We start from the raw sequence: 1258 nt of genomic DNA, 5'->3' as shown, positions 1-1258 counted from the left end.
CTTTTAGCCGGGTCTGAATGTCGTCAGTGCTCTCGCTAACATAAATAACTGGAATAGTTGTCTCGTGAGACTCCTGGATTACTTGAACGGCATCGATGCCAGCAAGCTTATGCCCGCCAAAATCTACATCGGCTACGATGGTCTCTGGCTTATCCTGCTTAGCTGCGTGAACAAAATCATCAACATCACTGAAGTTGATTGAACGAAAACCAAAGAACTCCAGCTGATTAATAATGCGGTTAGCGTACTCGGTGTTGTTTAGCGCGAGGTAAATCGGAGTGCGTAAAAAAGTACGTGGATTCGAGTGCGAGGTGTCGCTTCGCCCCCCTCCGGTATCACTCTTTCGCAAAGTGCACTCATTCAGCTCCTGAATAAAGGACTCAATTTTTTGTTGGCTGTCTAACGAAAGCGGGGCTTCAGGGTTAACATTGCTCAGTAGCTGGTTAATTTTTCGTGCCGAAGTCTCCTGGCGAGACATCTCAAAGCGGGTTGCAAAACGCTCTAGTTTTTCACTCGCATCATTTAAATCTTGAGTGCGATCCAGGTCTTCCCAAGAGGAGAGTTTGCACTTTTGATAGACATCTAATACAACTCTGGCTTGCGTCGTAACTCGTTTTGCAAACAGTTGTTTAAGTTTCTCTCGTTGGTTGTCCTGAGCCATTCCTTGATCCTAATGGAAGAATTCTTTTTGTAAACGCGAATCGTCTCTACATAATTTAGCATAATCCCCTGAATATGGAGGTTTTTATCGTCAAAAAATGTCAGGATGTGTAAGTTGATCTATTGTTATATGGAAGCAATGCCTACAGGCTGGCCATTATGATTTCTGTGGTGAAAGAGGTCGGGTCGTTTTTATACTTGGGCTTTGCTAATAAAAAGACACCAATGAAGATACTGATGGAGATAAAGTAAGTGAGGCCTAATCATGAGGCATAGTCATAGCCTGACAAATCAGGGTCCTAGCTTACAAAGGACACTATTTGCTTATATTAGCATTATGTTGCTGTTGTTGTTGGTTGGAAGCTTTACGCTGAATATCACCACCATGCGTGACTATTTGCAGAATCAATTGCAGTCCCATGCACAGGATGCTGCTACTTCTTTGGGCTTGTCATTATCGACGAGTATAGATGCTCAAGATCGCGTGGCGGCAGCGCGAATTGTTGACACGATATTCGACAGTGGTGACTACAGAAAAATTGTTTTTTTTGACTTGAACGGTGCCGCCATTGTCGTGCGCGCTAACTCTTTAACTGTT

At 43.7% G+C, this 1258-nt stretch carries 1 protein-coding gene and 1 pseudogene; one reads left to right on the top strand and one right to left on the bottom strand.

The features are described 5' to 3' along the window. Positions 1–661 (bottom strand): annotated as a pseudogene (locus tag A3756_RS18225) (diguanylate cyclase response regulator); the annotation flags it as partial. 264 nt (positions 662–925) lie between these two features. Between A3756_RS18225 and A3756_RS18220 the strand changes: the two are divergent. Then, a partial coding sequence (locus A3756_RS18220) for a LapD/MoxY N-terminal periplasmic domain-containing protein (RefSeq protein ID WP_304438899.1) occupies positions 926–1258 on the top strand: 333 nt, incomplete at its 3' end.

It is taken from the genome of Oleiphilus sp. HI0086 (assembly GCF_001635225.1).
This window is presented reverse-complemented; position numbering and strand designations above follow the sequence as displayed.